Raw genomic sequence first — 14,713 nt, forward strand, 5'->3', positions numbered from 1 at the left:
CCCTGATGCGTTTCAGCGTCTTCCAGTATCGCCGACGGGCACGACGAGGGCGGCCCCGGATGCTCCGGGGCCGCCCTGACCGGTCCTGTCGCCTACTTGCGGCTGTAGTTCGGCGCCTCGACCGTCATCTGGATGTCGTGCGGGTGGCTCTCCTTGAGGCCCGCGGACGTGATCCGGACGAAGCGGCCCTTGGACTCCATCTCCTCGATGGTGGCGGCGCCCACATAGCCCATGGTCTGGCGCAGACCGCCGACGAGCTGGTGCAGCACGTTGCCCAGCGGGCCGCGGTAGGGCACCTGGCCCTCGATGCCCTCGGGCACGAGCTTGTCGTCGGAGGCCACCTCGGCCTGGAAGTAGCGGTCCTTCGAGTACGACCTGGCCTGGCCCCGGGACTGCATGGCGCCGAGCGAGCCCATGCCCCGGTACGACTTGAACTGCTTGCCGTTGATGAACTGCAGCTCGCCGGGCGACTCCTCACAGCCCGCGAGCAGGCTGCCCAGCATCACCGTGTCGGCACCGGCGGCCAGCGCCTTGCCGATGTCGCCGGAGTACTGCAGACCGCCGTCGCCGATCAGCGGGACGCCGGCCGGGCGGGCCGCGAGGGACGCCTCGTAGATGGCCGTGACCTGCGGGACGCCGATGCCGGCGACCACACGGGTGGTGCAGATCGATCCGGGGCCCACACCCACCTTGATGCCGTCGACACCGGCGTCGATCAGCGCCTGGGCGCCGTCACGCGTGGCGACGTTGCCGCCGATCACGTCGATGCCGACGCTCGACTTGATCTTCGCCATCCAGTTGAGGGCGTTGCTGTTGTGGCCGTGCGAGGTGTCGACGACCAGGAAGTCCACCCCGGCCTCGGCGAGCGCCTGGGCACGCTCAAGCGCCTCAGGGCTGGCGCCCACGGCGGCACCGACGATCAGACGGCCCTCCGAGTCCTTCGCGGCGTTGGGGTACTGCTCGGCCTTCACGAAGTCCTTGACCGTGATGAGGCCCTTGAGGACGCCCGCCTCGTCGACCAGGGGAAGCTTCTCGATCTTGTGACGGCGCAGCAGCTCCATGGCATCGGCGCCGGAGATGCCGACCTGGCCGGTGACCAGCGGCATCGGCGTCATGACCTCGCGCACCTGACGCGAACGGTCGGACTCGAAGGCCATGTCGCGGTTGGTGACGATGCCCAGCAGCTTCTTGTTGCCGTCGGTGACCGGGACACCGCTGATGCGGAATTTGGCGCACAGCGAGTCGGCCTCGGCGAGCGTGGCGTCCGGGTGCACGGTGATCGGGTCGGCGACCATGCCGGACTCGGAGCGCTTCACCAGGTCGACCTGGTTGGCCTGGTCCTCGATGGAGAGGTTGCGGTGCAGCACGCCGACGCCGCCCTGGCGGGCCATCGCGATCGCCATGCGGGACTCGGTCACCTTGTCCATTGCCGCCGAGAGCAGCGGGATGTTCACACGGACGTTGCGGGAGATGCGGGACGAGGTGTCGACCGCGTTGGGGAGCACTTCGGATGCGCCCGGCAGCAGCAGCACGTCGTCGTAGGTCAGCCCGAGTGTCGCGAATTTCTCGGGCACTCCGTCGACGTTGGCAGTCATGACACCTTCCCCAAATGGCCTTGATCGGTGCGGATGTCCATGCTAACGGGAAGCGTGGTGCGCACATTCCACGGTACGAAGTGACCTCGGGCTTCGTATGTTCGTACGGAAAAGGCGCCCCGCCTGTTCGTTTCGGGGCGCCTTCCACTGTCCGGCTCGAGCCTTGGCGTACTGCCTCGGCCTTGGCGTTACTGCTCGGCCAGCGCCCGGAGCCTGCTCAACGCCCGGTGCTGCGCCACCCGTACCGCACCCGGCGACATCCCCAGCATCTGTCCGGTCTCCTCGGCCGTGAGTCCCACGGCGATCCTCAGGAGCAGCAGCTCCCGCTGATTCTCCGGGAGGTTGGCCAGGAGTTTCTTGGCCCACTCGGCGTCACTGCTGAGCAGCGCGCGCTCCTCGGGGCCCAGGGAGTCGTCGGGCCGCTCCGGCATCTCGTCCGAGGGGACGGCCGTGGAGCCGGGGTGGCGCATCGCGGCGCGCTGGAGGTCGGCGACCTTGTGGCCCGCGATGGCGAAGACGAACGCTTCGAACGGCCGTCCGGTGTCCTTGTAGCGCGGCAACGCGAGGAGGACGGCGACACAGACCTCCTGTGCCAGGTCCTCCACGAAGTGCCGCGCGTCGCCCGGCAGCCGGGACAGCCGGGTGCGGCAATAGCGCAGGGCCAAGGGGTGGACATGGGCGAGCAGATCGTGCGTCGCCTGCTCGTCCCCGTCGACCGCGCGATGCACGAGCGCACCGATCACTGTCGTCTCGTCGTCGCGCATCGGTCCATGGTGCCTTGCGGCCGTCCGGTCCGTGGCGCCACGTCCATGGTTGTGCACCGAAGCGTTATGAGCAGGCGCGCCGGAACTCATCTCCTGCGCCCTCCCCTCCCGCTCGTTCGACTGCTCCCCGAGGAACTCCACACCTCAAGGATGCGGCATCCGCGGCGAAACGAGCAGCGGGCACCCGGCGAGCCGTGTTGCCACCGCCGTCCACCTCGCGGCGGACACCCCCACCCACCTGACGGTAGGCGGGGATTCTCGTACCCCCGTCACGGCTCACTCAGCGAACCAGACCCCAGCGGAAGCCGAGGGCCACGGCGTGCGCGCGGTCCGAGGCGCCGAGCTTCTTGAACAGCCGCCGGGCGTGGGTCTTGACCGTGTCCTCAGAGAGGAACAGCTCGCGACCGATCTCGGCGTTGGAACGGCCGTGGCTCATGCCCTCCAGGACCTGGATCTCCCGCGCGGTGAGCGTCGGCGCGGCGCCCATCTCGGCGGAGCGCAGCCGGCGCGGGGCGAGCCGCCAGGTCGGGTCGGCGAGGGCCTGCGTCACCGTGGCGCGCAGCTCCGCGCGGGAGGCGTCCTTGTGCAGGTAGCCCCGCGCGCCGGCGGCGACCGCGAGGGCCACGCCGTCCAGGTCCTCGGCGACGGTGAGCATGATGATGCGCGCCCCGGGATCGGCGGACAGCAGCCGCCGTACGGTCTCGACGCCGCCCAGACCGGGCATGCGTACGTCCATCAGAATCAGGTCCGAGCGGTCGGCCCCCCAGCGGCGGAGGACTTCCTCGCCGTTGGCCGCCGTGGTCACGCGCTCGACGCCGGGCACGGTCGCCACCGCGCGGCGCAGCGCCTCTCGGGCAAGCGGGGAGTCGTCGCAGACGAGGACGGATGTCATGGCCGCCCTCCGCAGCTGATGCGCGTCACCTTGAGCCTCCAGGCTGGTACGAAATCGTCACCTGTGCGGTCGATACTCACGAGCGGACACGAACGCCTGCCCGAGCGCTTGTTCCTTCAACCGCCTCCGCCCGTCTCAACGACGGTCACTCGAAAGAGTTACGGGATGGCTGGTCACCTTCGGCACTCTACGTGAGGGGGCCGACACGGTGCAGACATGCACAAGGGACTCTCAACGTTTCATCACAACCTATGCCCCATTCAGCCGTTTTTGTTCCTATTCGCCGCCGTCTGGAGATAGATTCGCAATGAGTCATATTTTCATCTCCTTTGATAGTCGATGTACGGTCATGGGTATCGATGACCTGTCATCTGCCCATAACAGCCACAAGGGGACACGTAATGGCAGATTTCTCCCGCCTTCCCGGACCGAACGCCGATCTATGGGACTGGCAGCTCCTCGCGGCGTGCCGCGGGGTCGACAGTTCGCTCTTCTTCCACCCCGAGGGGGAGCGCGGTGCGGCACGGAGTGCCCGTGAGAACTCGGCCAAAGAGGTCTGCATGCGATGCCCGGTCCGCGCGCAGTGCGCGGCCCACGCCCTGGCGGTGCGCGAGCCGTACGGCGTGTGGGGCGGGCTGACCGAGGACGAGCGCGAAGAGCTCATGGGCCGGGCACGGCACCGGCTGGTGACCGCGTCCGCGCCGGGAAGCGACACCGGCTCGAACAGCTGAAGGAACGTTTCTGCACGGTGGTGCACGCGCGCGTGCACCCTTGATTCGGGCCCGCGGCGTCGGGTCTACCGGGCGGCAGCCTTGGCCAGTTGGTCCAGCGTCGCCGCCACCGCGGGCACCCGGGCCAGGTCCGGCAGGCTGAGCGCCACGATCTCGCGGCGCAGCACCGGCTCGACCGCGATCATCCGGACCCCCTTGGGACGCACGGACTCGATGGCCAGCTCCGGCAGAACGGCGACCCCGAGGCCCGCGCCCACCAGGCCGACCACCGCCGGGTAGTCGTCGGTCGCGAAGTCGATGCGGGGCGTAAAGCCCGCGCTCTCACAGACCCGTACCAGCTGCCCCCGGCAGCGCGGGCAGCCGGCGATCCAGGATTCCCCGGCGAGTTCTCCGATACCGATGGACCCCGTACGGGCCAGTGGGTGCCCCTGGGGTACGAGTCCGACGAGCCGGTCGGTGAGCAGCGGACGGACCACCAGGTCGTCCCACTCCCCCTCCTCGGCGCCCGCCGCGCCCTCGTGGCGGAAGGCGAGCGCGATGTCGCAGTCGCCCTCGCGGAGCATCTCGACCGAGCGCGGTGGTTCGGCCTCCTCCAGGGAGACCCGGGTGCCGGGGTGGGCGGCGCGGAGGGCGGCCAGCGCGGTGGGGACGAGGGTGGAGCTGCCGCTGGGGAACGACACCAGGCGCACGCGTCCGGCGCGCAGCCCGGCGATGGCGGCGACCTCCTCCTCGGCCGCGGTGAGCCCGGCGAGGATCCCGGCCGCGTGCCGCACCAGCGCCTCGCCCGCCTGCGTCAGCCGCATCTCACGGCCACCGCGGACCAGCAGCGGCGTACCGACGGAGGATTCGAGCGCCTTCATCTGCTGGCTGACGGCGGGCTGGGTGCAGCCGAGTTCGCGTCCCGCCGCCGAGAAGGAGCCGGTGGCGGCGACGGCACGCAGGACACGGAGATGACGGGCCTCGATCACGATCCGAGCATAAGCGTGGCTTGGACCTGGAGCCGAATAATGCGTCGACGCTTTGGCCGCCGCTCTCCTAGCGTGGCTGCCATGAAGCTTCTGTCACTGAACGTGGGACGTCCCAAGGCCGTCGACATCGCGGAAGAGTCGAAGAGCGTGACGGGCATCGACAAGCGGCCGGTGGCCGGGCCCGTACGGGTGACGGCGCCCGGGCCCAAGGGGGTCGGCGCCAGTGGGGTGGCCGGGGACGCGGTGTGCAACACGGAGCACCACGGCGGGAACGATCAGGCGGTCTATGCCTTCGCCCGCGAGGACCTGGACGGATGGGAGCGGGAACTGGGCCGCACCCTGCCCAGCGGTACCTTCGGCGAGAACCTCACCACCGAGGGGCTCGACGTCTCCGGTGCGCTGATCGGCGAGCGCTGGCGGATCGGCGCCGAGGTGATCCTGGAGGTCACCACCGGCCGTGTCCCCTGCCTCAACTTCCAGCAGCACATGGGTGAGCGGGGATGGGTCAAACGCTTCACGCGGAAGGGGGCGCCCGGGGCGTATCTGCGGGTGATCCAGCCGGGCGAGATCCGTGCGGGCGACCCGATCGAGATCGTCCACCGCCCGGACCACGACATCACCGTCGCCCTTGCCTTCCGGGCCTCGATGACCGAACACGAGATGCTGCCACGGCTGTTGGCCGCGGCGGAGGCGTTGCACCCGGAGGTGTTGGAGATCGCGCGGAAGTATGCGGCGGAGCGGGCTGCGGCCGAAGCCGAGTAGAGCGCGAGACGAACTCACCGTGGGCACACGGCTCCTAGGGGGGATCCCCGGGAGCGGGTGAGGGTCGGATCAGGGCCGGGCCGGGGGCTGTCCCGGATGTTCGCAGGGCGGCGGGCCGGAACGCTGGAGGCATGTCGCGGATCAAGCGTGTCCTCATCGTGCTCGGCTCGGTCGTCACCGTCGTGGTGCTGATCGTCGGCGGCCTGTTCACATGGCTGTGGACCGGCGCCGACGTCAGCACGGTCGGCAAGGTCGCGTTCGACAAGGAGCTGGCGATACCTCCGCTCGCGCGGTCGTCCGTCGGCAAAGACGGCACACGCGTCTTCGACCTGCGTATGCAGGCGGGCGAGACGGAGTTCGTGGAGGGCCGGAAGACGCCCACGTGGGGCTTCAACGGCTCCTATCTGGGGCCCACTCTGCGTGCCGAGCGCGGCGAGAAGGTCCGCGTGCGGGTACGGAACGGTCTGGGCGAGGCGTCCACCGTCCACTGGCACGGCATGCATCTGCCCGCGCGCATGGACGGCGGCCCCCACCAGATGGTCGCCCCCGGCGCCACCTGGAGTCCGCGGTGGACGGTGGACCAGCCGGCGGCCACCCTCTGGTACCACCCCCACCCGCACGGCGCGACCGAACAGCACGTGGCGCGGGGCCTGGCCGGGCTGTTCCTCGTCGACGACGAGGAGTCGGCGAAGCTCGCGCTGCCGAAGGAGTACGGCGTGGACGACCTGCCCGTCATCGTGCAGGACGTGCGGTTCGACGGCGCCGAGTTCGACCACGACCGCGACCTCATGCGGAACGTGGGCTTCCTGGGCGACCGCACCCTGGTCAACGGCACCCTGAATCCCTATCGGGAAGTCCACGACGAGCTCATACGCCTTCGGCTGCTCAACGCCTCCACGGCACGCACCTACGACTTCGGCTTCCCGGACGGCCGCGCCTTCGCCCTGGTCGCGTCGGACGGGGGTCTGCTGGAGCGGCCGGCGTCCATGGACCGGGTGCAGCTGTCGCCGGGTGAGCGGGCCGAGATCGTCGTACGGATGCGGGCGGGCGAACGCGTGACGCTGCGCAGCTTCCCGCAGGACAACTACGGGGACGCCTGGCAGCGCCGGTTCGGCGGGGGCGACGACTCCTTCGACGTACTGGAGCTGCGGGCGGCCGACCGGCTGCGTCCATCGGCCGAACTTCCCTCCGCTCTCGGTGAGCTGGAGATACCCGTCGGCGAGGGTGCCGCGGTACGGGGCAGGTACTTCGACCTGAAGCGGTCCGGGATCAACGGACGCGACATGGAGATGGGCCGCGTCGACGAGACGGTCACGCGGGGGACGACGGAGGTGTGGACGGTCCGCAACGGCAACGGAATGCCCCACAACTTCCATGTACACGACGTGCAGTTCAGGGTTCTGGAGGTCAATGGGAAGACAACATCGCCGGCGCTGCGCGGCCCCAAGGACACGGTGTTCCTGCCGCATGGGACGACCATGAAGCTCGCCCTCCGCTTCGACGGGCCAGCGGACCCGGACACGCCGTACATGTACCACTGTCATCTGCTGTACCACGAGGACGAGGGGATGATGGGGCAGTTCGTGGTGGTGGAGAAGGGGCAGCGGGCCGGCATACCGGCGGGGCACGCACATGACGGCCGGTAGGCCGGTGCAGCAAGCGGATCTCCATGGTCCGGGCCCCTACCCTTACGCCATGACAACGGCTCTGATTACGGGATCGACCGCGGGCATCGGTGCCGCCTTCGCGCGGCGGCTGGCGGCGGACGGACACAACCTCGTCCTGGTGGCGCGTGACACCAAGCGGCTGCGGGAGCAGGCCACGGAGTTGCACGACCGGCACGGCATCGAGGCGGAGGTGCTCACCGCGGACCTGGCGACGGACGACGGCATCGAGGCGGTGGCCGCTCGGCTGGCCGACCGGAAGAGCCCGGTCGACCTGCTGGTCAACAATGCTGGCTTCGGTAACAAGGGCCGCTTCCTCGACGTGTCGATGGCCGACGAGCTGAAGATGCTCAAGGTCCACTGCGAGGCGGTCCTCCGTCTGACCTCGGCGGCGACCGAGGCCATGCGGGAGCGGGGCCGGGGTGGGGTCGTCAACGTGGCGTCGGTCGCCGCCTTCGTGCCGCGCGGCACATACGGGGCGTCGAAGGCGTGGGTCGTGCAGTTCACGCAGGGCGCGGCCCGGGATCTGGCCGGCAGCGGGGTGCGGCTGATGGCCCTGTGCCCGGGGTTCGTGCGTACGGAGTTCCATCAGCGGGCGGGTATGGGGACGGACAACATTCCGGGGTGGATGTGGCTCGACGCGGACAAGCTGGTGACGGCCGCCCTGGCGGACCTGTCCCGCGGCAGGACCGTCTCCATCCCCGACCCGCGTTACAAGGCCCTGATGGGTGTGGTGAAGGTGGTGCCGCGAGGGCTGCTGGGCGGGATCAGCTCCAAGACGGGACGCAAGTACGGGCCGCAGTAGGCGGGGTGGCGGCCCTCGGAGGGACAATGGAGCTGTTCGACCGGACCCAGGGGGGCCGGAGGCAGTGTCATGACATTTGTGCAGCTCATCGACTGTAGGACCAGTCGGTTCGATGAAATGAACCGGCTGATGGACTCGTGGGTCGAGCAGACCAAGGGGAAGCGGACGGCGACGCACAACATCATCGGGAAGGACCGGTCCGACGCGGCGCACTTCATCGAGATCGTGGAGTTCCCGTCGTACGAGGAGGCGATGCGGAACTCGAACCTCCCGGAGACCGATCGGATCTTCCAGGAGATGGTGGCGCTCTGCGACGAGATGCCCACGTTCACCGATCTGGATGTCGTACGGGACGAGCAGTTGTACGCGGCGACCGCGCGCAGGTTCTTCGAGGCGCTGGCCACGAAGGGTGAACTGCCGCCGCTCAACGACGTGCTCGTCGAGGACTACCACGACCACGATCCCTCCAACCCGCAGGACACGATCGGCATGGACGCCATGAGGCGCGAGGTCGGGATGTGGCGGGGCGCATTCGACTTCTCGTTCACGGTCGAGGACCAGATCGCCCAGGGTGACCGGGTGTGCACCCAGTGGACCTGGAACGCGACGCACAAGGGCGATTTCCTCGGGATCCCGGCCACCGGGAAGAAGGTCTCCATGACCGGGACGACCATCCATCGGTGCACGGCGGACGGCAAGATCTCCGAGGGCTGGTGGCAGTACGACCGGCTCGGACTGATGGGGCAGCTGGGCGCCCTGGAAGATCTGGAGCGGTAGACCCGATCAGGCCTGGAGCGGTAGACCCGGTCACGCCGACGCGGAAAGGCCCGGCACCCGCGAGGGGTGCCGGGCCTTCCCTACGGCTTACCGGCGTACGGGTAGGTGTACGTCAGTGGGCGTGGCCGTGACCATGGCCGTGGCCCGCGTCGGCCGGCTCCTCTTCCTTCTTCTCGACGACCAGGGTCTCGGTCGTGAGGAGGAGGGAGGCGATGGAGGCGGCGTTCTCCAGGGCGGAGCGGGTGACCTTGACCGGGTCGATGACGCCCTGCTTCACCAGGTCGCCGTACTCGCCGGTGGCGGCGTTGAAGCCCTGGCCCTTGTCGAGCTCGGCGACCTTGGAGGTGATGACGTAGCCCTCCAGGCCGGCGTTCTCGGCGATCCAGCGCAGCGGCTCGACGGCGGCCTTGCGGACGACGGCGACACCGGTGGCCTCGTCGCCGGTCTTGTCGAGGTTGCCCTCGAGGACCTTGACGGCGTGGACGAGCGCGGAGCCACCACCGGAGACGATGCCCTCCTCGACCGCGGCACGGGTCGCGGAGATGGCGTCCTCCAGACGGTGCTTCTTCTCCTTCAGCTCCACCTCGGTGGCGGCGCCGACCTTGATCACGCATACGCCGCCGGCCAGCTTCGCGAGGCGCTCCTGAAGCTTCTCGCGGTCCCAGTCGGAGTCGGTGTTCTCGATCTCGGACTTGATCTGGGCGACGCGGCCCTGGACGTCCTCGGAGTTGCCGGCGCCGTCGACGATCGTGGTGTCGTCCTTGGTGACGGTGACGCGGCGGGCGGAGCCGAGCACATCGATGCCGACCTGGTCGAGCTTGAGGCCGACCTCCTCGGAGATGACCGTGGCGCCGGTGAGGGTCGCCATGTCCTGCAGCATCGCCTTGCGGCGGTCGCCGAAGCCGGGGGCCTTGACCGCGACGGCGTTGAACGTGCCGCGGATCTTGTTGACCACCAGGGTCGACAGGGCCTCGCCCTCGACGTCCTCGGCGATGATCAGCAGCGGCTTCGAGGAGTTGGTCTGGATGACCTTCTCCAGCAGCGGCAGCAGGTCGGCGATGGCGCCGACCTTGCCCTGGTGGATGAGGATGTACGGCTCGTCGAGGACGGCCTCCATGCGCTCCTGGTCCGTGACGAAGTACGGCGACAGGTAGCCCTTGTCGAAGGCCATGCCCTCGGTGAAGTCCAGCTCCAGACCGAAGGTGTTGGACTCCTCGACGGTGATGACACCGTCCTTGCCGACCTTGTCCATCGCCTCGGCGATGAGCTCGCCGACCTGCTGGTCCTGGGCGGACAGACCGGCGACGGCGGCGATGTCGGACTTCTCGTCGATCGGCCGGGCGGTCGCGAGGAGCTCCTCGGACACGGCCTTGACCGCGGCGTCGATGCCCTTCTTCAGGGCGGCCGGGGAGGCACCGGCGGCGACGTTCTTCAGGCCCTCACGCACCAGCGCCTGGGCGAGCACGGTGGCGGTGGTGGTGCCGTCACCAGCGATGTCGTTGGTCTTGGTCGCCACCTCCTTCACCAGCTGGGCGCCGAGGTTCTCGTACGGGTCCTCGACCTCGACCTCACGGGCGATGGTCACGCCGTCGTTGGTGATGGTGGGGGCGCCGAACTTCTTGTCGATGACGACGTTGCGGCCCTTGGGGCCGATCGTCACCTTGACCGTGTCGGCAAGCTTGTTGACGCCGCGCTCGAGGGCGCGACGGGCGTCCTCGTCGAACTTCAGGATCTTCGCCATGGGAGCGGTTCAGCCCTCTCGGAAAATGTCGGTGAAACGAACTGCGCCCCTGACGCCCGGCTGATTAGTGGTCGCGGGGGCCAAGGGCGCAGCTCACAAGCAATGTGCTTCGGTTGGGAAGCGGGTGAATTACTTCTCGATGATCGCGAGCACGTCGCGAGCCGAGAGGACGAGGTACTCCTCGCCGTTGTACTTCACCTCGGTGCCGCCGTACTTGCTGTACAGCACGATGTCGCCGGTCTTGACGTCGAGCGGCAGGCGCTCGCCGTTCTCGAAGCGGCCCGGGCCCACGGCCAGGACGACGCCCTCCTGGGGCTTCTCCTTGGCGGTGTCCGGGATGACCAGGCCAGAGGCGGTGGTCTGCTCGGCGTCGAGCGGCTGGACCACGATGCGGTCCTCAAGCGGCTTGATGGCAACCTTGGAGCTGGTGGTCGTCACGATCCGACCTCCCCCTTCGGAGATCTCACGGGGTTAACTGTCTGAGGTGGCGACCAGGTGGATCCGTCGTCGCGGGTGCCGGACCTGCCCGTCGCGTAGTTGGCACTCTCCAGGGGGGAGTGCCAGAACTGAGACTATGACCGTGGTTAGCACTCGGTCAAGCGGACTGCTAATCGCGAGCGGCGCGGCGGATATTCACATGCGGATTCCGCATGGGGTCACCAGGCATCAGAGCATGGGGTCACCAGGAGTCAGAGGCGGGTCAGAGGTAGTCCTCCAGGCGCCCCACTGTCAGTCCCTGCTCCTGGATCCGGCGCAGCAGCCGGGTCGTCATCTGCGTGAGGCTGGCACCCTTCAACTGGTCTGGGCCCTGAGTGAGGGTTCCCCCGCTCGAGCGAAGCCGAGGATGAGGGAGCGCCAGGACGATGTCGCCGGGGCGGAGGCGGTCGCCGACGGTGTGGCGGAGGCCGGTGATCCGCATGGACGCGCGCCACAGGACGACCGCCGAGATGCCGCAGTCGGCGGCGGCGCGGAGCGTGGTGGTGTCGTAGGCGCCGTAGGGCGGGCGGAAGAGGGTCGGGCGGATGCCGAAGCGCTGTCTGAGTTTGTTCTGCTGTCCGCAGATCTCGGCCCGTTGCCCGGCGTACGGCAGGCCGCGCAGGGCGGTGTGATCGAGGGTGTGGTTCTGTACGGTCGCGCCGACCGCGCGGAGCCGGGCGAAGTGGCCGTACCCCGGGCCCACCACGCTGTCCGTGAGGAAGATGCTCACCGGAAGCCGCAGTTCGCGCACCATGTCCACGAAGCGCGGGTCCTTCTCGGCCCCGTCGTCGTACGTCAGGAAGACGACCTTGTCCCGGGTGGGGATGTGGTCGACGACCGGCGCCGGCCCGGGCCCCGACGCGTGAGGGGCGGGCGGCCGGTCGGGGTTGCTCGGCGCGGGAGCGAGGGGGGCGGACAGGCCCCAGCGGCGGTACGGCGGCGGGGAGGGGTGGGGCCCACCCGGAGCCGGTCCGTGGGCCGGCCCGTGAGCCGGTCGGGAGGGATCCGTCGAACCGTTCTCCCCCGGCCCCGCGGCGGTGTCGGCGGGGTCGGGGGACCGGTCGCCGCAGCCGGCGGCGAGGAGCGCGGCCGTCAGCAGCATCGCCGCGCCCCCTGGCAGGAGGTGCGGCCCGCGCCGACGGCGTGCGCCCCGCCGCCGCCTCACAGGTAGTCCTCCAGCCGGGCCACCGCGTACCCCTCGGCGGTCACCAGGTCGAGGAAGCGGCGGATCATGTCGGGCATGGTGCCCTTCCAGTGGTCGCGGCCCCGGAAGTGGCTGAGAACGATGTCGCCCGGGCGGAGGGTGCGGTCCGTTTCGCGGTAGTCCCAGCGGTCGGCGAAGACCTCCTCGTTCCAGAGGGGGACGGCCTTGATGCCGCAGACCTTGGCGGCGCGCAGGGTGTTCTGGTCGTAACTGCCGTACGGCGGCCGGAAGAGCGTGGGCCGGGTGCCGTACCGCTCCTCGATCACGTCCTGCATGCCGCAGATCTCGCGCTTCTGGGCGGCGTAGGGGAGGGCGCGCATGACGCGGTGGTTGAGGGTGTGGTTGTTGATGACGACGCCACGGTCGCGCATGCGCGCGAAGTAGCCGTAGTCCTCCTTGATCAGGTAGTCGCTGAGGAACGCGGTGTACGGGATCTTCAGCTCGCTCATCATCCGCAGGAACGCCGGGTCCTTCTCGGCGCCGTCGTCGATGGTGAGGAAGACGACCTTGTCGCGGGTGGGGATGGTGGTGAAGACCGGCGGAAGTCCGTCCTCCACGTGCCCGTCGACCTCGAATCCCTCACGGGTCTCGAGGACCGGCTTCCTCTCCGGCGGCGGGGGCGGGGTCAGCGGCACCTCGGCCAGCCCCCAGCGCTTCGCGGCGGCGACCCGGGCGGCGTACGACCGGCGCAGCTTCCCGGCGTACGCGTCGAGGTCGCGGGCGGGGGGTTCGACGAGGGATCGGCGATCGCCGGGCTGACCGTGGAACGGCCGCCGGCGTTCGACCCCAGAGCCTTCCTCGGAGCCTCCTCCGGAACCTTCCCTGGATACCTCTCCGGAGCTCTCCCCGGAACCGCCCTTGGCGCCGCCCTCGGCACACCCGGACACGATGACGGCGACCGCGAGGGCGGGTACGGCGAGGACGGCGATTCCGCCCCGGACTCCGCTCCCCCGCCACCCGTTCGCCTGTTTCGCACCCTCTACATAATTTTGTCGTACTAGTCGCATGGCGCCGCATCCTCGCAGGGCGGCCCCGCCCCGCCGACCCGACACCGCCACGGCCCGCGCACCATCCACCGACTGGCCCACACGAGTCCTACCTGACCTCTGCGACCTCCCTGACCGACAATGGCCCGGTGAACGACCTCGACCCCGCCACCTTCCTCACCCCCCTCCTCACCCCCGAGGGCCGCGCCCTCCTCGACGAGGTGCGCGGCACCGAACCGGCGCGGGAGTTGGCCGTGGCGACCCGGCTGCGCCGCGACCACCCCGCCGCCCTGGTCTCGGCCGCGATGGCCCAGGCACAGCTGCGGCAGCGGGCGGCGGCGAAGTTCGGGGCGGCGGACGCGGAGCGGATGTTCTTCACGCCGAACGGGGTCGAACAGTCCACGCGGGCGAGCGTGGCCACGTACCGCGCCCGGTGTTTCCAGGCGCTCGGCGTGCGCTCCGTCGCCGACCTGTGCTGCGGCATCGGCGGCGACGCCATCGCCCTCGCCCGGGCCGGCATCCGGGTCCTGGCCGTCGACCGCGACCCGCTGACGGCGGCGGTGGCCCGCGCCAACGCCGACGCGCTCGGCCTCGCCGACCTGATCGAGGTACGGGAGGCGGACGTCACGGACATCGACACCTCCCCGTACGACGCGGTCTTCGTCGACCCGGGCAGACGCGGCGGCCGGGGCCGGATCTTCGACCCCGAGGCGTACTCACCCCCGCTCTCCTGGGCCGTCGCCACCGCCCTCAAGTCCCCGCGCGCCGCACTGAAGATCGCCCCCGGCATCCCCCACGAGGCGGTCCCCGCCGAGGCCGAGGCCGAGTGGATCTCGGACGGCGGGGACGTGAAAGAGGCGGTGCTGTGGTTCGGCACGGGCGCGGAGGGCGCCGTCCGCGCGACCCTCCTCCCCGGCCCGCACGCCCTCCTCGGCCGCGGCCTCCCCGACCCCGACGTCCGTCCGGTGGGGCGCTACCTCTACGAGCCCGACGGCGCTGTCATCCGCGCCCACCTCGTCGCCGAGGTCGCCGAGGCCCTGGGGGGCGGCCTGATCGACCCCACCATCGCCTACGTCACCGCCGACGAGCACCACGTCACCCCGTACGCCACCGCCTACGAGATCACCGACCGACTCCCCTTCAACGTCAAGAAGTTGAAGGCCCTGCTGAGGGAACGCGGGGTCGGCGTCCTGACCGTGAAGAAGCGGGGCTCGGCCGTCGAGCCGGAGGAGCTGCGCAAGAAGGTCAAGCCCCAGGGCCCGAATTCGGCGACGGTCTTTCTGACCCGGGTCGCGGGGGCGCCGACGATGCTGATCGGGCATCCGGTTCGGACAGAGTGAGCGGGAC

14 protein-coding genes are annotated in these 14,713 nt (G+C 69.8%); 6 read left to right on the forward strand and 8 right to left on the reverse strand.

The window, feature by feature from the left end:
* Positions 1 to 92 precede the first annotated feature (92 nt).
* The 3 genes from guaB to F3T56_RS16085 form a co-directional block, all read right to left on the reverse strand.
* Complete coding sequence (gene guaB / locus F3T56_RS16075) at positions 93 to 1,595, reverse strand: IMP dehydrogenase (RefSeq protein WP_149825875.1); 1,503 nt, start codon at positions 1,593 to 1,595, stop codon at positions 93 to 95.
* A gap of 188 nt (positions 1,596 to 1,783) precedes the next feature.
* The gene (locus tag F3T56_RS16080) at positions 1,784 to 2,359 is read right to left on the reverse strand and encodes a sigma-70 family RNA polymerase sigma factor (protein ID WP_005481141.1); all 576 of its coding nucleotides are present in this window, start codon (positions 2,357 to 2,359) and stop codon (positions 1,784 to 1,786) included.
* Positions 2,360 to 2,639: 280 nt separating this feature from the next.
* A complete protein-coding gene (locus F3T56_RS16085; protein ID WP_003948568.1) occupies positions 2,640 to 3,251 on the reverse strand; it encodes a response regulator transcription factor in 612 nt (203 codons plus the stop codon).
* A gap of 401 nt (positions 3,252 to 3,652) precedes the next feature.
* Between F3T56_RS16085 and F3T56_RS16090 the strand changes: the two genes are divergently transcribed.
* Positions 3,653 to 3,982 carry a WhiB family transcriptional regulator gene (locus F3T56_RS16090; protein ID WP_149825876.1) on the forward strand — a complete coding sequence of 110 codons (330 nt, stop codon included), beginning with the start codon at positions 3,653 to 3,655 and terminating at the stop codon, positions 3,980 to 3,982.
* A gap of 65 nt (positions 3,983 to 4,047) precedes the next feature.
* Here the strand turns inward: F3T56_RS16090 and F3T56_RS16095 are convergent, their stop codons facing one another.
* Positions 4,048 to 4,950, reverse strand: coding sequence for a LysR family transcriptional regulator (locus F3T56_RS16095; RefSeq protein ID WP_149825877.1), 903 nt, complete (start codon positions 4,948 to 4,950; stop codon positions 4,048 to 4,050).
* Positions 4,951 to 5,031: 81 nt separating this feature from the next.
* Here F3T56_RS16095 and F3T56_RS16100 point away from each other — a divergent pair, with 81 nt between their 5' ends.
* From F3T56_RS16100 to F3T56_RS16115, 4 genes are all read left to right on the forward strand, one after another.
* Positions 5,032 to 5,712 (forward strand): MOSC domain-containing protein, encoded by a 681-nt coding sequence (locus tag F3T56_RS16100; RefSeq protein WP_172638972.1) that lies wholly within the window; start codon positions 5,032 to 5,034, stop codon positions 5,710 to 5,712.
* A 131-nt stretch (positions 5,713 to 5,843) separates the two neighbouring features.
* Positions 5,844 to 7,358 carry a multicopper oxidase family protein gene (locus F3T56_RS16105; RefSeq protein ID WP_149825878.1) on the forward strand — a complete coding sequence of 505 codons (1,515 nt, stop codon included), beginning with the start codon at positions 5,844 to 5,846 and terminating at the stop codon, positions 7,356 to 7,358.
* A 49-nt stretch (positions 7,359 to 7,407) separates the two neighbouring features.
* On the forward strand, positions 7,408 to 8,181 hold the full coding sequence (locus tag F3T56_RS16110) for an SDR family NAD(P)-dependent oxidoreductase (protein WP_149825879.1): 774 nt from the start codon (positions 7,408 to 7,410) through the stop codon (positions 8,179 to 8,181).
* Positions 8,182 to 8,250: 69 nt separating this feature from the next.
* Positions 8,251 to 8,958, forward strand: coding sequence for an ester cyclase (locus tag F3T56_RS16115; RefSeq protein WP_149825880.1), 708 nt, complete (start codon positions 8,251 to 8,253; stop codon positions 8,956 to 8,958).
* A 112-nt stretch (positions 8,959 to 9,070) separates the two neighbouring features.
* Here F3T56_RS16115 and groL read toward each other — a convergent pair whose 3' ends face one another.
* The 4 genes from groL to F3T56_RS16135 all read right to left on the reverse strand — a co-directional run bounded on the left by groL (position 9,071) and on the right by F3T56_RS16135 (position 13,387).
* Positions 9,071 to 10,699 (reverse strand): chaperonin GroEL, encoded by a 1,629-nt coding sequence (gene groL, locus F3T56_RS16120; RefSeq protein ID WP_149825881.1) that lies wholly within the window; start codon positions 10,697 to 10,699, stop codon positions 9,071 to 9,073.
* Between the two features lie 129 nt (positions 10,700 to 10,828).
* Positions 10,829 to 11,137 carry a co-chaperone GroES gene (groES, locus tag F3T56_RS16125; protein WP_003998759.1) on the reverse strand — a complete coding sequence of 103 codons (309 nt, stop codon included), beginning with the start codon at positions 11,135 to 11,137 and terminating at the stop codon, positions 10,829 to 10,831.
* Between the two features lie 262 nt (positions 11,138 to 11,399).
* Positions 11,400 to 12,278 (reverse strand): polysaccharide deacetylase family protein, encoded by an 879-nt coding sequence (locus tag F3T56_RS16130; protein WP_149825882.1) that lies wholly within the window; start codon positions 12,276 to 12,278, stop codon positions 11,400 to 11,402.
* Between the two features lie 59 nt (positions 12,279 to 12,337).
* Complete coding sequence (locus F3T56_RS16135; RefSeq protein WP_172638973.1) at positions 12,338 to 13,387, reverse strand: polysaccharide deacetylase family protein; 1,050 nt, start codon at positions 13,385 to 13,387, stop codon at positions 12,338 to 12,340.
* A 128-nt stretch (positions 13,388 to 13,515) separates the two neighbouring features.
* Between F3T56_RS16135 and F3T56_RS16140 the strand changes: the two genes are divergently transcribed.
* A complete protein-coding gene (locus tag F3T56_RS16140) occupies positions 13,516 to 14,706 on the forward strand; it encodes a class I SAM-dependent methyltransferase (protein WP_149825883.1) in 1,191 nt (396 codons plus the stop codon).
* The last annotated feature ends 7 nt before the right edge of the window (positions 14,707 to 14,713 follow it).

This window comes from Streptomyces tailanensis (genome assembly GCF_008386495.1).
Taxonomy (GTDB): Bacteria; Actinomycetota; Actinomycetes; order Streptomycetales; family Streptomycetaceae; genus Streptomyces; species Streptomyces tailanensis.

What these genes read in the sequence shown, in the direction of transcription:
- F3T56_RS16115 (WP_149825880.1), top strand. Translation starts at nt 8,251, where the DNA reads ATGACATTTGTGCAGCTCATCGACTGTAGGACCAGTCGGTTCGATGAA.
- F3T56_RS16135 (WP_172638973.1), bottom strand. Translation starts at nt 13,387, where the DNA reads ATGCGACTAGTACGACAAAATTATGTAGAGGGTGCGAAACAGGCGAAC.
- F3T56_RS16085 (WP_003948568.1), bottom strand. Translation starts at nt 3,251, where the DNA reads ATGACATCCGTCCTCGTCTGCGACGACTCCCCGCTTGCCCGAGAGGCG.
- F3T56_RS16090 (WP_149825876.1), top strand. Translation starts at nt 3,653, where the DNA reads ATGGCAGATTTCTCCCGCCTTCCCGGACCGAACGCCGATCTATGGGAC.
- F3T56_RS16105 (WP_149825878.1), top strand. Translation starts at nt 5,844, where the DNA reads ATGTCGCGGATCAAGCGTGTCCTCATCGTGCTCGGCTCGGTCGTCACC.
- F3T56_RS16100 (WP_172638972.1), top strand. Translation starts at nt 5,032, where the DNA reads ATGAAGCTTCTGTCACTGAACGTGGGACGTCCCAAGGCCGTCGACATC.
- groL (WP_149825881.1), bottom strand. Translation starts at nt 10,699, where the DNA reads ATGGCGAAGATCCTGAAGTTCGACGAGGACGCCCGTCGCGCCCTCGAG.
- guaB (WP_149825875.1), bottom strand. Translation starts at nt 1,595, where the DNA reads ATGACTGCCAACGTCGACGGAGTGCCCGAGAAATTCGCGACACTCGGG.
- F3T56_RS16110 (WP_149825879.1), top strand. Translation starts at nt 7,408, where the DNA reads ATGACAACGGCTCTGATTACGGGATCGACCGCGGGCATCGGTGCCGCC.
- F3T56_RS16080 (WP_005481141.1), bottom strand. Translation starts at nt 2,359, where the DNA reads ATGCGCGACGACGAGACGACAGTGATCGGTGCGCTCGTGCATCGCGCG.
- F3T56_RS16130 (WP_149825882.1), bottom strand. Translation starts at nt 12,278, where the DNA reads ATGCTGCTGACGGCCGCGCTCCTCGCCGCCGGCTGCGGCGACCGGTCC.